This window comes from Amycolatopsis sp. La24 (assembly GCF_029087445.1).
Lineage (GTDB): Bacteria > Actinomycetota > Actinomycetes > Mycobacteriales > Pseudonocardiaceae > Amycolatopsis > Amycolatopsis nivea.
Genome location: NZ_JARACH010000018.1, coordinates 88,648 through 104,216, shown reverse-complemented (window position 1 = coordinate 104,216; position 15,569 = coordinate 88,648). Strand labels below are relative to the sequence as shown.

Genomic DNA, 15,569 nt, shown 5'->3' with positions numbered 1-15,569 from the left:
AGATGACGCTGCATGCTGCGAGCCGTGAAGCGCTCGACCTCGCCGAGCGCTCGCTCGGCGAGGTGCTGGCCGGAGCGGGCGCTGACCCCGCGAAGGTCGGGGACGAGCTGCTCTCGGTCGTCGACCTCCTTGACCGCGAAATCGGCCTGCGCCGCGCGGTCGGCGATTCTTCGGTCGCTCCGGAGAGCCGCCAGGGCCTGGTCCGCCGCCTGTTCGACGGAAAGCTGAGCGAGCAGGCCCTGAAGGTGCTCGACACCGTGGCGGGCAGCCGCTGGTCCAGTCCCCGCGAGCTGGTGGACGGGCTCGAGTCGGTCGGCCGTTCGGCGCTGCTCACCGCCGCCGAAAAGGCCGGGAACATCGAAACCGTCGAGTCTCAGCTGTTCCAGGTCGCGCGGATCGTCGCGGGCGCCCCGGAACTCGAGGCGGCGCTGTCCGACCTGAGCGCTCCCGCCGACGCGAAGCGGACCCTGGTCCGCGGGCTGTTCGCGGGCAAGGTCGACGCGGTCGTCGAGACCCTGGTCGAGCAGGCCGTGCAACGCGCCAAGGGGCGCGGCATCGGCAACGCGCTCGACAAGCTGGTCGCGCTGGCCGCCGAGCGGCGCGAACGCTCGGTCGCATACGTGACCTCGGCGAACGCGCTCACCGACGAGCAGCGGGCCCTTCTCGGGACCAAGCTCGACGGCATCTACGGGCGGCCGATCGCGCTGCACGTCGAGATCGACCCGGCACTCGGCGGCGGCCTCGTCGTCCGCGTCGGGGACGAGGTCATCGACGGCAGCACCTCCGGGCAGCTGGCGGCGGTGCGCCGCACGCTGAGCCGGGCCTGAGCGGCACAACAGACTTTGCACACTGGACAGAACAGAAGCGAGAGCGGGAACGAAATGGCGGAGCTGACGATCTCCTCGGACGAGATCGCCCACGCGATCGAGAATTACGTCTCGAGTTACGCCCCTTCGGTGGAGCGGGAAGAGGTCGGCGTCGTCGCCGACGCCGGTGACGGCATCGCCCACGTCGAAGGGCTGCCCTCGGCCATGGCCAACGAGCTGCTCGAGTTCCCGGGCGGCGTCCTTGGCGTGGCGCTGAACCTGGACGCGCGCTCCATCGGCGCGGCGATCCTCGGCGACTTCGAGAGCATCGAAGAAGGCCAGCAGGTCAAGCGGACCGGCCAGGTCCTCTCGGTGCCGGTCGGCGACGGCTACCTCGGCCGGGTCGTCAACCCGCTCGGCCAGGCCATCGACGGCCTCGGCGAGATCGAGACCACCGGCCGCCGCGCGCTGGAGCTCAAGGCCGCCTCGGTGGTCGAGCGCCAGCCGGTGGCCGAGCCGCTGCAGACGGGCATCACCGCGATCGACGCGATGACGCCGATCGGCCGCGGCCAGCGCCAGCTGATCATCGGCGACCGCAAGACCGGCAAGACCGCGGTCGCGGTGGACACGATCATCAACCAGAAGGCCAACTGGGAGACCGGCGACCCGAAGAAGCAGGTTCGCTGCATCTACGTCGCGGTCGGCCAGAAGGGCTCCACGATCGCCTCGGTGAAGTCGGCGCTCGAGGACGCGGGCGCGATGGAGTACACCACCATCGTCGCGGCCCCGGCCTCGGACTCGGCGGGCTTCAAGTGGATCGCCCCCTACACCGGCTCGGCCATCGGCCAGCACTGGATGTACGAGGGCAAGCACGTCCTGATCGTGTTCGACGACCTGACCAAGCAGGCCGACGCCTACCGCGCGATCTCGCTGCTGCTGCGCCGCCCGCCGGGCCGCGAGGCGTTCCCCGGCGACGTCTTCTACTTGCACTCCCGTCTCCTCGAGCGGTGCGCGAAGCTCTCGGACGAGCTGGGCGCGGGCTCGCTGACCGGTCTGCCGATCATCGAGACCAAGGCCAACGACGTGTCGGCCTACATCCCGACGAACGTCATCTCGATCACCGACGGCCAGTGCTTCTTCCAGTCGGACCTCTTCAACGCCGGTCAGCGCCCGGCCATCGACGTGGGCATCTCGGTGTCCCGCGTGGGTGGCGCCGCGCAGGTCAAGGCGATGAAGAACGTCGCGGGCTCGCTGCGCATCGACCTGTCCCAGTACCGCGAGCTGGAGGCGTTCGCCGCCTTCGCCTCGGACCTGGACGACGCGTCGAAGGCGCAGCTGGAGCGCGGCGCCCGGCTGTACGAGGTGCTCAAGCAGCCGCAGTACTCGCCGGTCCCGGTCGAGGAGCAGGTCGCCACGGTGTACCTGGGCACGAACGGCTACTTCGACTCGGTCCCGACCGAGGACGTGCGCCGCTTCAACCTCGAGTTCCTCGACTCGGCGCGGCGCAAGCACGCCGAGGTGCTGGGCGCGATCCGCGACACCGGCAAGTTCGAGGACGACACCCGCGACGCGCTGATCGCGGCGGTGAACGAGTTCAAGAAGGAGTTCACCACCTCCGAGGGCAAGCCGCTCGAGTCGAACGCCGACGCGATGGCCGCCGAGAAGGTCGGGCAGGAGACCGTCAAGGTCAACAAGCCCGCCCCGAAGAAGTGAGCTGGTAGCCCATGGCCGCACAACTCCGGGAGCTTCGCTCGCGCATCAAGGCGACGAAGTCGATCGGCAAGATCACCAAGGCGATGGAACTCATCGCCACCGCGCGCATCACCAAGGCGCGCGCGAAGGTCGCCGCTTCCCGGCCGTACGCGGACGAGATCACCAAGGTGCTCTCGGCGCTGGCCGGCGCGGCGGCCAACCTCGACCACCCGCTCCTGGTCGAGCGCCCGAACCCGAAGCGCGCCGCCGTCCTGGTCGTCACCAGTGACAAGGGCCAGTGCGGCGGTTACAACTCGAACGTGCTGAAGGCGACCGAAGAGCTGCTTGCCCTCCTGAAGAAGGAAGGCAAGGAGGTCGACATCTACACGACCGGCAGCAAGGGCCTGAACTACTACCGGTTCCGCAACCGCGCGGTGGCGGGCAGCTGGACGGGCTTCTCCGACCAGCCTGCCTACCCGGACGCGGTCACCGCGGCCGAGACGCTGGTGCAGTCCTTCAACGCGGGTGTCGACGACGCCTCGGGCAACGCGGACGGCATCACGGGCGTGGACGAGATCCACGTCGTCTACACCGAGTTCGTCTCGATGCTGACGCAGCGCCCGGTCGCCAAGCGCGTCGCGCCGCTGGAAGTCGAGTACTCCGACGGCGAGGACGAGAAGCCTGCCGGTCTGCTGCCGAGCTACGAGTTCGAGCCCAGCGCCGACAAGCTGCTCTCCGCGCTGCTGCCGAAGTACATCAACACCCGGCTGTACTCCGCGCTGCTCGAGTCCGCGGCGTCCGAACTGGCCGCCCGCCGCACGGCGATGAAGGCCGCGTCGGACAACGCGAACGAACTGGTGAACACGCTGACGCGGGAGGCGAACCAGGCCCGGCAGGCGCAGATCACCCAGGAGATCTCCGAAATCGTCGGTGGCGCGAACGCGCTCACCGCAGCAGGAAGTGATGACTGATGACCAGTACTGAAGCCCCGCGCGCCAAGGGGCGCATCGTCTCGGTGACCGGGCCGGTCGTCGACGTCGAGTTCCCGCGCGGTTCCGTTCCCGACCAGTTCAACGCGCTCAAGGTCGACATCGAGTTCGAGCAGCTGCGCAAGACGGTGACCCTCGAGGTCGCCGCGCACCTCGGCGACAACCTGGTGCGCACGATTTCGCTGCAGCCGCAGGACGGCCTCGTCCGCGGTGCGGAGGTCACCGACACCGGCGGCCCGATCACCGTCCCGGTGGGCGACAAGGTCAAGGGCCACGTCTACAACGCGCTCGGCGAGTGCCTCGACGAGCCCGGCTACGGCGAGGACCTCGAGCGCTGGGGCATCCACCGCAACCCGCCGCCCTTCGACCAGCTCGAGGGCAAGACGGAGATGCTGGAGACCGGCCTGAAGGTCGTCGACCTGCTGACCCCGTACGTGCAGGGCGGCAAGATCGGCCTGTTCGGCGGCGCGGGCGTGGGCAAGACGGTGCTGATCAAGGAAATGATCACCCGTGTCGCCCGGAACTTCGGCGGTACGTCGGTGTTCGCCGGCGTCGGCGAGCGCACCCGTGAGGGCAACGACCTCTTCCTGGAGATGTCCGAGGACGGCGTCATCAACGACACCGCCCTCGTGTTCGGCCAGATGGACGAGCCGCCGGGCACGCGTATGCGCGTCGCGCTGTCCGCGCTGACCATGGCGGAGTACTTCCGCGACGTCCAGAACCAGGACGTGCTGCTGTTCATCGACAACATCTTCCGGTTCACCCAGGCCGGTTCCGAGGTGTCGACCCTGCTGGGCCGCATGCCTTCGGCCGTGGGCTACCAGCCGACGCTGGCGGACGAGATGGGCCAGCTGCAGGAGCGGATCACCTCGACCCGAGGCCGTTCGATCACCTCGATGCAGGCGATCTACGTGCCCGCGGACGACTACACCGACCCGGCCCCGGCGACGACGTTCGCCCACCTGGACGCCACCACCGAGCTTTCCCGGTCGGTGTTCCAGAAGGGCATCTTCCCGGCGGTGGACCCGCTGGCGTCGACGTCGACGATCCTCGACCCGGCGATCGTCGGCGAGGACCACTACCGCGTCGCCTCCGAGGTCATCCGGATCCTGCAGAAGTACAAGGAGCTGCAGGACATCATCGCGATCCTCGGCATGGACGAGCTTTCCGAAGAGGACAAGCTGACCGTGCAGCGGGCGCGCCGGATCGAGCGGTTCCTGTCCCAGAACATGCTGGTGGCCGAGGCCTTCACGCAGATCCCGGGCTCCACGGTGCCGCTGGCCGAGACGATCGAGTCGTTCGACCGCATCACCAAGGGCGACTTCGACCACTACCCGGAGCAGGCGTTCCTGGGCATCGGCGGGCTCGAGGACCTCGAGAAGAAGTACCACGAGATCACCGGCAAGTGAGTGCGTGAGACCGGCGGGGGCACTGTCCATTATGGACATCGGCCCCCGCCGTTCTCGTAACCGAAGCAAGACCTATTACACTCGGTGGTGACACCCCGAGCGAAGGAGTGCTACGTGGCTGAGATGTCCGTGGAGCTGGTTGCCGTCGAGCGCCGGCTCTGGTCGGGTACCGCCGCCTTCGTGGTGGCGCAGACCACCGAGGGCGAGATCGGCATCATGCCCGGACACGAGCCGGTGCTGGGCCAGCTCGTCGAGGGTGGCGTGGTGAAGGTGACCACGACGGACGGCGACGTGCTGACCGCGGCGGTGCACGGCGGGTTCCTGTCCGTGACCGCGACCGGGGTGAGCGTGCTCGCGGAGAGCGCGGAACTGTCCGACGAAATCGACGTGGCCGCCGCGAAGGCAGCCCTCAGCACCGGCGACGAGGCCGAGCGGACGAGGGCCTCGGCCCAGCTCCGCGCGGCTGGACAATCGGTCTGAGCGGACTAGACGGGCAGGAGCCGGGCCGTGCAGATCGCTGTGGTGGTGCTAGTGCTCCTGATCGTGCTCGTCGTCGTGGTCGGCTGGTACGGCCAGCGGTGGATCCGGATGCGCCGCGGCGGCGGCGTCAGCGTGGCGCTGCGGTGGCGTCCGGACAGCCCGCGGTCGAGCTGGCATCTCGGCCTCGGCCGGTACGAGGGCGAGAAGTTCGTCTGGTACCGCGTGTGGAGCCTGCGCACCGGTCCGGACCGCGTGTTCCAGCGGGAAAGCATGCAGATCGCCGACCGGCGGGACCCGTCGGGTTCGGAGGCGTACGCGGTGCCTGAGGGCTCGACGGTGCTGCGGTGCGAATCCTCGGACCAGGAAGCGATCGAAATCGCGATGGGACCGGGCGCGCTGACCGGGTTCCTGTCGTGGCTCGAATCGGCCCCGCCGGGTCGAAGGCTGCCGCGGGCTTCGTGATTTTTCCGGCCCGCCATCGTGTCTCCACGATGGCGGGCCGTTTGCTTCTCGTGTGCCGGGTCGACCGGCGCTACGCTGGGAACATGGACGCCCGAGAACGGGAAGACCGCGCGCGCCGGTGGCAGACCTTGCCTAAGCCGGTGCGGCTCGAGGAGCTGACCGTGGCCCAGGCTGTCGAGCCAGGCCGCGATTCGACGTGGGACGTCGATTACGAGCGCTACTGGGCTGCTCAGGAAGCTAACTGGTCCCGGTAGGTCAGAGCACGGAGCGGACGATTCCCGCGAACCGTGCTGGCTTCTCGCCGTGCACGTTGTGTCCGCTGTCCACCCGCACGACCTCGACGTCGCTGATCAGCGAGGCGATCCGCTGCGCGTCCTCCCCGTCGATCGCCCCCTGAAGGACGCCATCCTCGCCGTACTTCCAGTTCGCGTGGATCAGGACCGTCGGCGCTTCGATCTTGCGCAGCGTCGCCTCGTGGTCGAAGCCCTCGTCCCAGGCACCGGTGTAGAACGCGTCCCCGAACCGCGGGTCGTAGTGCTCGATCGCGCGCTGCATGTCGTTCCAGCTCGGCGGCATGAAGAACACCGTGATTGGCCGCTCCGGATGCTTTTCCCGCCGCTTGAGCCCGGAGCGGATGATGCGTTCCGCGCCGTCGCCGAAGAAGTCCCAGAGCTTCTGGTGCGCGAAGAGGTAGGCGCCCCAGTCGGATTCGCCGGACTGCAGGTACGTGTGGCAGGCCGTGGCGAGGTCGACCCAGTTCCAGGTCTTCTCCGCCCGCGGCAGCAGGGTGGTGAACAGCGGCGGGTCCTCCAGCACGACCGCCCTGACCAGGTCCGGCCGGTTCCCGGCTAGCCAGGCCGCCAATTGGCCGCCCGACGAATGCCCGGACACGACGACCCGCGTGCCGATGACCTCCTCGACGAACCGCCCCAGATCGGTGCCGACCGCGGTCGCCGTGTACTTTTCCGGCGTCCGCGCGGACTGGCCGTGCCCGTGGACGTCGACCGCGTAGACCGTGAAGTCCCGCGCCAGGTCCGGCAGCACGCGCGCGTAGCTCTGCCAGTCGACGGCCTGGCCGTGGATCAGCAGCAGCGGCGGTTTGTCGCCCGCCGGGCCTTGGGCGTAGTGCAGTTTCGAGCCGTTGACCGCCACGTCGTGCTCGGTGAATCCGGCTCGCCGGGTGCGGGCCAGCGCCCAGTCGTACGTCTTGCGGTTGCGTACGGCCCAGCCGCCGGCCGCGAGGCCTGCCGTCGCCAGGACGGAGGCGCCTGCCGCGATCAGCCGCCCGGCTGCCACAGCACGTCGCCTTCGGGGTTGGCCAGCCGGGCGAGGATGAACAGCAGGTCCGAGAGCCGGTTCAGGTACTTGGCCGCGATCGGGTTGGACGTGTCCGGCTCGGCCTCCATCAGCGCCCACGCGGACCGTTCCGCGCGGCGGGAGACCGTGCGCGCCTGGTGCAGGAACGCCGCGCCCGGGGTGCCGCCCGGGAGGATGAACGAGGTGAGCTTCGGCAGCCGCTCGTTGAACTCGTCGCACCAGCCTTCGAGCCGCTCCAGATACGCCTCGGTGATGCGCAGCGGCTCGTACGGCGGGTCTTCCTGGATCGGCAGGCACAGGTCCGCGCCGACGTCGAAGAGGTCGTTCTGGATCCGGCGCAGCACGGCGGCGATCTCGTCGGTGAGCCCGCCGAGCGCGATCGCCAGGCCGAGCACGGAATTGGCCTCGTCGGTGTCGGCGTAGGCGGACAGCCGGGCCGAAGTCTTGGGCACCCGGGAACCGTCGCCGAGCGCGGTCGTGCCGCTGTCGCCGACCTTCGTGTAGACCCGGTTGATACGAACCACCATACGTTCGACTCTACCGGCCCGGGTTCGGGCAAAACTGGGCGAGAGGGCATGATTGGCGGCCATGAGCGAGCACTTCGACGTGCATGGCGGAGCCCGGCTGGTCGGCGAGGTCGACGTGGTCGGCGCGAAGAACAGCGTGCTGAAACTGATGGCCGCGGCACTGCTGGCCGAAGGCACCACGACCATCACGAACTGCCCGCAGATCCTGGACGTCCCGCTGATGGGCGACGTCCTGCGCAGCGTCGGCTGCGAGGTGGAGATCGAGGGCGACACGGCGCGCATCACGACGCCCGCGGAGCTGTCGCACCGCGCCGATTCGGCGGCGATGGGCAAGCTGCGCGCCTCGGTGTGCGTGCTGGGCCCGCTGGTCGGCAGGCTGAAGCAGGCGGTCGTCGCGCTGCCCGGCGGCGACGCGATCGGCCAGCGTCCCCTCGACATGCACCAGAACGGCCTCCGCAAGCTCGGCGCGACGAGCACCATCGAGCACGGCTGCGTCGTCGCGAAGGCCGGGACGCTGGTGGGCACCCAGATCTGGCTGGACTTCCCGAGCGTCGGCGCGACCGAGAACATCCTGATGGCGGCCGTGCTGGCCGAAGGCACGACGGTGATCGACAACGCCGCCCGCGAGCCGGAAATCGCCGACATCTGCACGATGCTGACCGAGATGGGCGCGAAGATCGAGGGCGCGGGCACCTCGACGCTCACCGTCCACGGCGTCGAGACGCTGCACCCGACCGAACACCGCGTGATCGGCGACCGCATCGTCGGCGCGACCTGGGCGTTCGCCGCCGCGATGACCCGCGGCGACCTGACCGTGCGCGGCGTGAACCCGCACCACCTCGACCTGGTCCTGGACAAACTGCGCCTGGCCGGCGCGGAGGTGACCACCTACGACGACAAGGGCTTCCGCGTCGTCCAGCCGGAACGCCCGAAGGCAGTCGACTGGGTGACGCTGCCGTACCCCGGTTTCGCCACCGACCTGCAGCCGTTCGCGGTCGCGCTGTCGGCGGTGTCCGAGGGCACGTCGATGATCACCGAGAACGTGTACGAGGCCCGGTTCCGGTTCATTGAAGAGATGATCCGGCTCTCCGGCGACGCCCGCACGGACGGCCACCACGCGGTGGTCCGGGGCGTGGAGAAGCTGTCGAGCGCGCCGGTGTGGGCGTCGGACATCCGCGCCGGGGCCGGGCTGGTGCTGGCCGGACTGTGCGCGGACGGCGTGACCGAGGTGTGGGACGTGTTCCACATCGACCGCGGGTACCCGCATTTCGTGGAAAACCTGAACCGGCTGGGCGCCCGGATCGAGCGGGTGACGGGGGAGCCGGAGCGGGCTTGAGCGACGGGTGCTCCGCAGGCGACTACGCGGAGCGGGACGAAGAAAGCTGCCGCGACGTCGAGGTCGTCGACGGGGTAATCCGTGCTCGGCCGATGCGGTCGCGAAGGCATCAGAGAATCATTCGGCGGCTGTCTTACGAGCTCGAATCGGCCTGCGGCAGCGATCTCGCCGTCGAGTTCGACGTCGACCTCCGGCTGCGCGATGTCCCGTTGCTGAACCGGCGTCCGGACTTGGTCGTCTACGACGCAGATCTGCCCACCGACGCAGTGCTGCGCCCGGAGCACTGCCGCCTCGTTGTCGAGGTGATGTCGCCAGGATCGATCACTGTCGATCAGCTCGACAAACCCGCTGAGTACGCGGCCGCCGGGATTCCGCAGTTCTGGCGGGTCGAGAACACCACCGACGAGGTCGGCGGACTTACCGTCTTCTGCTACCGACTCGACGCGACCACCCGCTCGTACGTCCCGACCGGCGCGCACCAGGGCACTTTCCAGGTCGCCACTCCGGTCGAAGTGTCGCTGGAACTGAAAACCCTGCTGTAAAGCCGGTTACGCGCTCAACGCCCGCACCACCAAATCCGTCACCTGGTCCAAATACCCCTCCTCCGCCGGAACCCCGCGCACGATCAGCCGCCAGTAAACGATTCCCGCGCCCATATCCAGCGCCAGTTCGATATCCGTGTCCGCCGGGATCTCCCCGCGCTCGATCGCTCTCGTGAACACCGCCCGGTTGACCGCCCGCCGGGGGCCGCCGATCGTCAGGCGGGCGAATTCGGCCATGGCCGGGTTCCGGCGGGCTTCCGCGATCAGCCCGGGGAAGATCCGCGAAAACCGCGGATGCGTGATCCATTCGCAGAGCGCTTCCAGCGAGGCCCGGATATCGCCGCGCAGGCTGCCGGTGTCCGGGTCCACCGCGCGCGCCACGCTGAATTCCGCGATGACCGCGCCGATCATCTCGTCTTTCGACGGCCAGCGCCGGTACAGCGCGCTCTTCCCGACGCCCGCGCGTTTCGCGACCGCTTCCATCGACAGCCTGCCGAAGCCGTGGTCGGCCAGTTCGTCGATCACGGCTTCGGTGATGGCGTAAGTGACGTCGGGCTGCAGAACGGCAGCTCCGGTCGGCGTCCGGCGGGTCGTCATGGCGATCAGCATAGCGTGTGGACGGGACGGTACCGTCCCGTGTACGTTGTGGATGAGACGGTACCGTCTCGTCCATTCCTGAGGAGGGGGTTCGATGCAGCTCATCGATCACGCGCTCGACCTGCTGGTCCAGCACGACATGGCCGGATTCGTGCAGTTGTTCGCCGAAGACGCAGTGCTCGAGTTCCCGTTCGCCGCGCCCGGTGAGCCCGGGCGGGTCGAAGGCCGCGCCGCACTGGCCGAGTACCTGCGCAACTACCCGAACCTGTTCGACATCCACGAGGTCGCCGCCAAGACCGTGCACCAGACCACCGATCCGGAGGTCTCGATCGCGGAGTTCGAACTGGCCGGCATCGCGGTCGCCACGCAGAAGCCGTACCGCCTCGGCTACGTCGTGGTGCTGACCGTCCGGGACGGCCAGATCCACCGGTACCGCGACTACTTCAGCCCGCTCGCGGTGATCGACGTTCTCGGGGTGCCGGGTGTCTGACGTCCTCGTGCTCGGCTCCACCGGCACCACCGGAAGCCGCGTCGTGCGCGGGCTCGAAGCCGCCGGGGTGCGGCCGCGCGCGGCGACCCGGAATCCCGTCGAACCCGGCCAGATCCGGTTCGACTGGGACGAGCCCGCGACGTACGGCCCGGCGCTGGAAGGGGTCTCGGCGGTCTACCTGATCGCCCCGGTCGGAGCCGATCCGCAGTCGCTCGTCGAAGAGTTTCTCAAGCACGCGCCGGACGCGCGGGTGGTGTTGCTCAGTTCGTCCGCGGTGGACGAGCACACCCCGGTGGTGGGCGGACTGCCCGGCCTCGTTCGCCGTCAGCCGGGCTGGGCGGTGCTGCGGCCGTCGTGGTTCATGCAGAACTTCACCGTCGGGCATCTGGTCGGCGACAGCGCCCGCGCGGGCCGGATCGTCACCGCGACCGGTGACGCCCGGGTGGCGTTCGTCGACGCCGGCGACATCGCCGCGGTCGCCGTCCGCGCGCTGCTCGACCCGGAACCGCACAACACCGATCACCTCATCACCGGTCCGCGCGCGCTCAGCTACGCCGAGGCCGCCGAGATCGTCGGGAAACGGCTCGGCCATCCGGTCGTACACGAGCCCGTTTCCACCTCGCAGTACCAGCAATTCCTGGTCCGCGACGGGCTCCCCGAGTCGTACGCCGAAATGCTCGCCTTGCTGGACGAGGCGATTCGCGGCGGCGCCGAGGACCGCGTCACCGACACCGTCGAGCGGGTCGTCGGACGACCCGCCCGTGATTTCGGCACTTTCGCGAAGGAAGAGATCCGATGAAGCCGCTGCTGTTCGAAGACGACCCGCAATTCTGGTTCGAGACCTTGCTCGCGTTCGGCGAGATCGCGTACGGGGGCGCGGATTTCGGCGAGATCGTCGCGATCGCGTCGAACATCAAATCCGGTGACTACGACAGCTGGCACGACGCGTGGCTCGCCACCGCCGAGCGGCTTTACGCCGAGGCCGCGACCATGCACCCGGTCAGCGCACGCGACGCGTACCTGCGGGCCTCGACGTACTACCGCCGTGCCGAGTTTTTCTTGCACGGCAACCCGGAAGACCCGCGAATCGACTACGCCTACGAGCGCAACGTCGAGTGCTTCCAGAACGCGATAGCAACGCTCGACCACGTCGAACGGATCGAAATCCCCTACGACGGTCACGTCTTGCGCGGCTACTTCTACCGCGCTCCCGGCGACGGCCCGAAGCCGCTTCTGGTGGCGCACAACGGTTTCGACGGCAGCGCCGAGGATCTGCACTTCATGGGCGCGACCGCGGGCCAGGAACGTGGCTACCACGTGCTGACCTTCGACGGTCCCGGCCAGCCCAGCGCCGTCCACCGCGACGGGATGCTGTTCCGCCCGGACTGGGAGCACGTCGTCGGCCAGGTGCTCGATTACGCCCTCGCTCTCCCTGGCGTGCTCCCGGAGAAGGTCGCGCTGATCGGCTGGAGCCTCGGCGGGATGCTCGCGCCGCGCGCCGCCGCGTTCGAACCGCGGCTGTCGGCCGTCGTCGCCGTGGACGGGCTCTTCGACGCCGGTGCGGCTTTCGTGCAGCAACTCCCGTGGGACCGCGACGAGATCGTCCGCCGCGCGAACGCGCCGGAGGACCCTGAACTGGACGCCTTTCTAGCCGGCGCGAAGGAGCAGAACCCGACCGTCCGCTGGGCACTGGGCCACGGCCGCTACGTGATGGGCGGTGCGACCGATCGCGAGTTCCTGGCGAAGTACCTCGAGTACAACCTCTACGACGGCGTGGCCGAGCGCATCACGTGCCCGGCGCTGATCTGCGACGCGCCGGAGGACCTGTTCTTCACCGGGCAGCCGCAGCAGCTGTACGACCGGATCAGCGGTCCGAAGAAGCTGCTGAACTTCACCGCGGAGGAGGGGCGCGGACGCACACTGCCACGTCGGCGCGATGCGGCTCGCGAGCGGCCGGATCTATGACTGGCTGGACGACGTGCTGTGAGTTCTCGTGAGTGTTCGCGCCGGTTCTCACCGGCTGCTGAGTCTCAGGACATCGCCGACAGTTGATGTCTCAGGACATCGCGGACACTCCGTCGTCCGCCAACGCTCACGAGGATTCGAGGGCCAGCGCCGCGCCGAACCCGACCAGCGCGGTGCCGGTCACCCCGTCCAGCGCGCGGCGGACCTTGCGGCGGCTGAGCCACGCGCGGACGCGGTGCACGAAGAACAGCAGCACCAGCAGCCAGATCGTGCCCAGCACGGCGACCGTGTACGCGAGCACCAGTGCGTCCCAGGTCGTCGTGCGCACCGGGTCGAGGAACTGCGGCAGCACCGACAGGTACAGCACCAGCACCTTGGGGTTCGTGATGTTCGAGAGGAACCCTTCGCGCCACCGCCGGAAGCCGCTGGTGCGCTTGCGCTGGGTGTCGGCGACCGCGTCGTAGTTGCCGCGCCAGGCGCCGCGCAGCGCTTGGAAGCCGAGGAACAGGAGGTATGCGGCACCGAGCCACTTGAGCGTGAGGAACACCGGCTGCGAACGGGCGATCACGACGCCGAGCCCGAGCGCCGCGGCCGTGCCCTGCACTGCGTTGCCAGCGAGGATGCCTGCCGTGGCCAGCAAGCCGCCGCGCGCGCCGCCGGACAGGGCGTTCTTCAGCATCACCATCGTGTCCGGCCCCGGCGCGAGCACGATGAGAACCACGATCACCAGATAACTGCCGTACCCGCTCCACGTCACGTCTGACCACGGTAGATCCCGGACCGGCCGACGTCTCGCGGATTTCCGTCACACCGGTTCGGCAACCTGGGCGAACCGGACGGCGTGCTCTCTTCGGGAGCGAGGAGGGCGACATGTTTCCACTGGCAGAAGGCGAGCACCTGCTCTGGTCCGGGCGGCCGCAGCGGTACCCGCGTCGGTACGCGGACTTTCACGGGTACGTCGCAGCGACGGTGGGCTTCGCCGCGCTTGGCGCGCTAGGCGTTTTCGCCAGCGTGAAGCTCGGCATGGAGCTCGCCGTCCTTGCGCTGTTGCCGGGCTTCTTCGGCGCGGCGGTCGCGCAGACCGCCGAACGGAACCGGCAGCGAAAGCTGCTGCTCGGCGTGCTGACTTACCTGGTGACCGATCGCAGGCTCGTCTTCGTCGCCGACCGTCCGGGCGGCATCGAGTTCCGCTGGGTGTGGCTTCCCGACCTGGACGAGCCGCGGGTGCGCGACCACGGCGACGGGACCGGCACCGTCAGCTTCAAGAGGCCCTCGCGTGTCCGGCTGCGCGACCAGAAGTTCCAGGCGCAGTCGTCGCTGACGACAATGACGCCCGAACTGATCGCGATCGAGGAGCCGGAGCACGTCGCAGAACTGATCGCTCGGACGCTCCGCGCTCTCCAGCCGTCGGGCGGAACATCCAGCTGACTCCGGCCAGCCGGGCAACCCACTCGAACCGGGCGGCGTGCTCTCTCCGGGAGCGAGGAGGGCATCATGTACCCACTGTCCGAAGGTGAACAGCTGCTCTGGTCCGGGCGGCCGCAGCGGTACCCCCACAGGTACGCGCGTTACCACGGATACGTCATAGCGGTCGTGTGCTTCGTGGCGCTTGTCGCGGTCGGCGTCATCGGCACCGTGAAGTTCGGCACGGACCTCGCCCTCTTCGCAATGTGGCCGGGTTTCTTCGGCCTGGTCCTCGGGCTGGCCGCCGAACGGAACCGGCAGCGAAAGCTGCTGCTCGGGGTGCTGACCTACCTCGTCACGGATCGCAGGCTCGTCTTCGTCGCCGATCACCCGAGCGGCGTCGAGTTCCGCTGGGTATGGCTTCCCGACCTGGGCGAGCCGCGGGTGCGCCAGCACGGTGACGGCACCGGCACGGTCGGTTTCGGGGCGTCCCTGCGCGTTTGGCTGCGTGACCAGCAGTTCCGGGCGCAGTCGTCGCTCGCGACGATGGTGCCCGAACTGATCGCGATCGAGGAGCCGGAGCACGTCTCCGACCTGATCGCCCAGCACGCTCCGCGCTCGCCCGCACCGCATCAATAATTCCGGCCAGCCGGGCAACCCTGGCGAACCGGCCAGCGTGCACGCTTCGGGAGCGAGGAGGGCGTCGTGTACCCACTGGCCGAAGGCGGACAACTGCTCTGGTCCGGACGGCCGCAGCGCTACCGCGATTACCGCTACTACCTCGCGGTGGGGGTCCTGCTCCTCGCCACCGCGGTAGTGGCCGCGGCCCTGGACCTGAGTTACGGAGTCCTGATCGGCTGGATCGTCGTGCTCAGCATGTTTCTCAACGCCGGCTTCGAGCGCAACCGCGAGCGTCGCGGTTTCATCGCCGTGACGACCTACCTGGTCACCGACCGCAGGCTGATCTTCGCGTCGGAGTCGCCGCCCGGCATCGAGTTCCGCTGGGTCCAGCTCGCCGACCTCCGCGCGCCGCGCGTGCACGACCACGGCGACGGCACCGGGACGGTCGACTTCCATCCCACGGCCCTCGAATGGCTGCGGGACCAGGGCTTCCGCCCCCGGCCCGCCTGGTTTCCGATCCTGCCGGAGCTGATGGCCGTCCCGGATGCCGCTCGGGTAGCCGAGCTGATCGCCCGGAACGCTTCGAGCGCCCCGGTCGTTGGGTGAAACATGCTGCTGACCTTGCTGGGTCTCGCGCTGCCGGTCGCCACCATCGTGCTGCTGATCGTCGGCGGATGGGAGCTGCGGCGGAAGAAGAAACCGTCCCGGCTCAAGGCGCGATTGTCCTCGACGTACCTCGACGAGGTCACCGCGTTCCTCTACGGCACCAAGCGCAATGAGCTCGAGCACCGGGATTCGGTGGAGATGACCCTCGAGGAGGACGCGCAGGGAGCGCCTCCGCTGGGTACCGTCGACCTCGACCGCGGGGTAGTGGTCGTCCGGCCCGGGGCTTCACCCGGGAGTGGCCGAATCCACTCCGCCGATTAAGTTAC

The 15,569-nt window shown here is 68.9% G+C and carries 20 protein-coding genes; 16 read left to right on the top strand and 4 right to left on the bottom strand.

The window, feature by feature from the left end; all coding sequences use genetic code 11:
* Positions 1–2: 2 nt before the first annotated feature.
* The 7 genes from PUT80_RS19125 to PUT80_RS19095 all read left to right on the top strand — a co-directional run bounded on the left by PUT80_RS19125 (position 3) and on the right by PUT80_RS19095 (position 6,092).
* The gene (locus PUT80_RS19125) at positions 3–827 is read left to right on the top strand and encodes a F0F1 ATP synthase subunit delta (protein ID WP_275293004.1); all 825 of its coding nucleotides are present in this window, start codon (positions 3–5) and stop codon (positions 825–827) included.
* Positions 828–881: 54 nt separating this feature from the next.
* Positions 882–2,519: a F0F1 ATP synthase subunit alpha gene (atpA, locus tag PUT80_RS19120; protein ID WP_067576349.1), complete on the top strand. Its 1,638-nt coding sequence runs from the start codon at positions 882–884 to the stop codon at positions 2,517–2,519.
* Between the two features lie 11 nt (positions 2,520–2,530).
* Positions 2,531–3,469 carry a F0F1 ATP synthase subunit gamma gene (locus PUT80_RS19115; protein ID WP_275293003.1) on the top strand — a complete coding sequence of 313 codons (939 nt, stop codon included), beginning with the start codon at positions 2,531–2,533 and terminating at the stop codon, positions 3,467–3,469.
* Positions 3,469–4,896: a F0F1 ATP synthase subunit beta gene (gene atpD / locus PUT80_RS19110; RefSeq protein ID WP_037715400.1), complete on the top strand. Its 1,428-nt coding sequence runs from the start codon at positions 3,469–3,471 to the stop codon at positions 4,894–4,896. Before PUT80_RS19115 ends, atpD begins: the two co-directional genes overlap by 1 nt.
* A gap of 114 nt (positions 4,897–5,010) precedes the next feature.
* Positions 5,011–5,376, top strand: coding sequence for a F0F1 ATP synthase subunit epsilon (locus PUT80_RS19105; RefSeq protein ID WP_037815362.1), 366 nt, complete (start codon positions 5,011–5,013; stop codon positions 5,374–5,376).
* A gap of 27 nt (positions 5,377–5,403) precedes the next feature.
* Positions 5,404–5,838, top strand: coding sequence for a DUF2550 domain-containing protein (locus PUT80_RS19100; protein WP_037815359.1), 435 nt, complete (start codon positions 5,404–5,406; stop codon positions 5,836–5,838).
* A gap of 83 nt (positions 5,839–5,921) precedes the next feature.
* On the top strand, positions 5,922–6,092 hold the full coding sequence (locus PUT80_RS19095; RefSeq protein WP_238604473.1) for a hypothetical protein: 171 nt from the start codon (positions 5,922–5,924) through the stop codon (positions 6,090–6,092).
* Between the two features lies 1 nt (position 6,093).
* Here the strand turns inward: PUT80_RS19095 and PUT80_RS19090 are convergent, their stop codons facing one another.
* The gene (locus PUT80_RS19090; RefSeq protein WP_275293002.1) at positions 6,094–7,134 is read right to left on the bottom strand and encodes an alpha/beta hydrolase; all 1,041 of its coding nucleotides are present in this window, start codon (positions 7,132–7,134) and stop codon (positions 6,094–6,096) included.
* Positions 7,116–7,682 (bottom strand): cob(I)yrinic acid a,c-diamide adenosyltransferase, encoded by a 567-nt coding sequence (locus PUT80_RS19085; RefSeq protein WP_037815354.1) that lies wholly within the window; start codon positions 7,680–7,682, stop codon positions 7,116–7,118. The genes PUT80_RS19090 and PUT80_RS19085 overlap by 19 nt, the downstream gene beginning before the upstream one ends.
* Positions 7,683–7,743: 61 nt before the next feature.
* Here PUT80_RS19085 and murA point away from each other — a divergent pair, with 61 nt between their 5' ends.
* Both murA and PUT80_RS19075 read left to right on the top strand, forming a co-directional pair.
* Positions 7,744–9,018: a UDP-N-acetylglucosamine 1-carboxyvinyltransferase gene (gene murA / locus PUT80_RS19080; protein WP_275293001.1), complete on the top strand. Its 1,275-nt coding sequence runs from the start codon at positions 7,744–7,746 to the stop codon at positions 9,016–9,018.
* Complete coding sequence (locus tag PUT80_RS19075) at positions 9,015–9,560, top strand: Uma2 family endonuclease (protein WP_275293000.1); 546 nt, start codon at positions 9,015–9,017, stop codon at positions 9,558–9,560. The genes murA and PUT80_RS19075 overlap by 4 nt, the downstream gene beginning before the upstream one ends.
* Positions 9,561–9,566: 6 nt before the next feature.
* Here the strand turns inward: PUT80_RS19075 and PUT80_RS19070 are convergent, their stop codons facing one another.
* Positions 9,567–10,157, bottom strand: coding sequence for a TetR/AcrR family transcriptional regulator (locus PUT80_RS19070; RefSeq protein ID WP_037815429.1), 591 nt, complete (start codon positions 10,155–10,157; stop codon positions 9,567–9,569).
* Between the two features lie 94 nt (positions 10,158–10,251).
* On the opposite strand from PUT80_RS19070, the gene PUT80_RS19065 reads away from it, so the two are divergent.
* Genes PUT80_RS19065 through PUT80_RS19055 form a run of 3 tightly spaced genes read left to right on the top strand, consistent with a single transcriptional unit; the run spans position 10,252 to position 12,612 of the window.
* On the top strand, positions 10,252–10,647 hold the full coding sequence (locus PUT80_RS19065; RefSeq protein WP_275292999.1) for a nuclear transport factor 2 family protein: 396 nt from the start codon (positions 10,252–10,254) through the stop codon (positions 10,645–10,647).
* Entirely contained in the window at positions 10,640–11,446 is an 807-nt protein-coding gene (locus PUT80_RS19060) for an ergot alkaloid biosynthesis protein (protein WP_275292998.1), read from the top strand. Before PUT80_RS19065 ends, PUT80_RS19060 begins: the two co-directional genes overlap by 8 nt.
* On the top strand, positions 11,443–12,612 hold the full coding sequence (locus tag PUT80_RS19055; protein ID WP_275292997.1) for an alpha/beta fold hydrolase: 1,170 nt from the start codon (positions 11,443–11,445) through the stop codon (positions 12,610–12,612). The genes PUT80_RS19060 and PUT80_RS19055 overlap by 4 nt, the downstream gene beginning before the upstream one ends.
* 127 nt (positions 12,613–12,739) lie before the next feature.
* On the opposite strand, the gene PUT80_RS19050 is transcribed toward PUT80_RS19055, so the two are convergent.
* A complete protein-coding gene (locus tag PUT80_RS19050) occupies positions 12,740–13,369 on the bottom strand; it encodes a LysE family translocator (protein WP_238604479.1) in 630 nt (209 codons plus the stop codon).
* 113 nt (positions 13,370–13,482) lie between these two features.
* On the opposite strand from PUT80_RS19050, the gene PUT80_RS19045 reads away from it, so the two are divergent.
* The 4 genes from PUT80_RS19045 to PUT80_RS19030 all read left to right on the top strand — a co-directional run bounded on the left by PUT80_RS19045 (position 13,483) and on the right by PUT80_RS19030 (position 15,564).
* Positions 13,483–14,040 carry a hypothetical protein gene (locus PUT80_RS19045; protein ID WP_275292996.1) on the top strand — a complete coding sequence of 186 codons (558 nt, stop codon included), beginning with the start codon at positions 13,483–13,485 and terminating at the stop codon, positions 14,038–14,040.
* A 66-nt stretch (positions 14,041–14,106) separates the two neighbouring features.
* Positions 14,107–14,655 carry a hypothetical protein gene (locus tag PUT80_RS19040; RefSeq protein ID WP_275292995.1) on the top strand — a complete coding sequence of 183 codons (549 nt, stop codon included), beginning with the start codon at positions 14,107–14,109 and terminating at the stop codon, positions 14,653–14,655.
* Positions 14,656–14,721: 66 nt separating this feature from the next.
* Positions 14,722–15,243 carry a hypothetical protein gene (locus PUT80_RS19035; protein ID WP_275292994.1) on the top strand — a complete coding sequence of 174 codons (522 nt, stop codon included), beginning with the start codon at positions 14,722–14,724 and terminating at the stop codon, positions 15,241–15,243.
* 3 nt (positions 15,244–15,246) lie between these two features.
* A complete protein-coding gene (locus PUT80_RS19030; protein ID WP_308196525.1) occupies positions 15,247–15,564 on the top strand; it encodes a DUF6191 domain-containing protein in 318 nt (105 codons plus the stop codon).
* The last annotated feature ends 5 nt before the right edge of the window (positions 15,565–15,569 follow it).

Coding starts and splice junctions, on each gene's coding strand:
- PUT80_RS19125 (WP_275293004.1), top strand. CDS start 3: ATGACGCTGCATGCTGCGAGCCGTGAAGCGCTCGACCTCGCCGAGCGC.
- atpA (WP_067576349.1), top strand. CDS start 882: ATGGCGGAGCTGACGATCTCCTCGGACGAGATCGCCCACGCGATCGAG.
- PUT80_RS19115 (WP_275293003.1), top strand. CDS start 2,531: ATGGCCGCACAACTCCGGGAGCTTCGCTCGCGCATCAAGGCGACGAAG.
- atpD (WP_037715400.1), top strand. CDS start 3,469: ATGACCAGTACTGAAGCCCCGCGCGCCAAGGGGCGCATCGTCTCGGTG.
- PUT80_RS19095 (WP_238604473.1), top strand. CDS start 5,922: ATGGACGCCCGAGAACGGGAAGACCGCGCGCGCCGGTGGCAGACCTTG.
- PUT80_RS19085 (WP_037815354.1), bottom strand. CDS start 7,682: ATGGTGGTTCGTATCAACCGGGTCTACACGAAGGTCGGCGACAGCGGC.
- murA (WP_275293001.1), top strand. CDS start 7,744: ATGAGCGAGCACTTCGACGTGCATGGCGGAGCCCGGCTGGTCGGCGAG.
- PUT80_RS19070 (WP_037815429.1), bottom strand. CDS start 10,157: ATGACGACCCGCCGGACGCCGACCGGAGCTGCCGTTCTGCAGCCCGAC.
- PUT80_RS19065 (WP_275292999.1), top strand. CDS start 10,252: ATGCAGCTCATCGATCACGCGCTCGACCTGCTGGTCCAGCACGACATG.
- PUT80_RS19055 (WP_275292997.1), top strand. CDS start 11,443: ATGAAGCCGCTGCTGTTCGAAGACGACCCGCAATTCTGGTTCGAGACC.
- PUT80_RS19045 (WP_275292996.1), top strand. CDS start 13,483: ATGTTTCCACTGGCAGAAGGCGAGCACCTGCTCTGGTCCGGGCGGCCG.
- PUT80_RS19040 (WP_275292995.1), top strand. CDS start 14,107: ATGTACCCACTGTCCGAAGGTGAACAGCTGCTCTGGTCCGGGCGGCCG.
- PUT80_RS19030 (WP_308196525.1), top strand. CDS start 15,247: ATGCTGCTGACCTTGCTGGGTCTCGCGCTGCCGGTCGCCACCATCGTG.